A 745-nucleotide genomic window follows, 5' to 3' on the forward strand; every position below is an offset into this window, starting at 1 on the left:
GCGCCACCCCCAACCACCCACCCCCGAGAGAGGAACACCGTCATGAGCAACGACCACCTGTGGGAACACCACACCCCCACCACCATCTCCCACATCACCGTCGACCCCCTCGGCCTCATCAACCTCCACGTCGAAAACCGCACCCACGCCATCGACATCAACCTCACCGACGGCCCCGCCGAACGCCTCGCCACCAACCTCACCAGCTACTTCGCCACCGCCGACCACTTCGCCGACCACGACCGAGCCGCCATCGCCACCGCCATCGGAGAAACCCCCACCGTCCCCGAAATCGAGATCACCGGCACCGAAGGGGACCGCATCAACCTCTTCCCCCGTCCCGGCACCCCGACGGACGCCGTCCTCCAGGCCAATGGCACCGACCAGGACGACCGCGACGGCCGCCGCGCCGAAATCGTCGTCACCCTCATCCCCGCCGCCCGATACCGCCTCGGCCACGCACTCCTCGCCGGCCTCCCCCAGCAACCCACACCGGCCGAGAACACCACCCAGCCGCAGCCCACACCGGCCGAGCCCGAGCGGCCGACCGCACACGCCCGCGCCCTCGCCGCCGTCCTCACCCGCCTCGAAGCCGACGCCGTCGCCCGCGACAACCACGCCGACCGCGGACGCCGAAACAACACCCCCCACCGCACCGACGACTACGCCTACGCCCGCGGCCTCCGCGCCGCCGCCCGACTCATCCGCCACGAACTCGACCACTGACCCCGCCCCACCCCCGGGC

1 protein-coding gene is annotated in these 745 nt (G+C 71.7%); it reads left to right on the forward strand.

Features of this window, described 5'->3' with window-relative positions; translation table 11 throughout:
* The first annotated feature begins 42 nt into the window (after positions 1–42).
* On the forward strand, positions 43–726 hold the full coding sequence (locus tag FOE67_RS27510) for a hypothetical protein (RefSeq protein ID WP_182667520.1): 684 nt from the start codon (positions 43–45) through the stop codon (positions 724–726).
* Positions 727–745: the final 19 nt, after the last annotated feature.

This window comes from Streptomyces calidiresistens (assembly GCF_014141525.1).
Classification (GTDB): domain Bacteria; phylum Actinomycetota; class Actinomycetes; order Streptomycetales; family Streptomycetaceae; genus Streptomyces; species Streptomyces calidiresistens.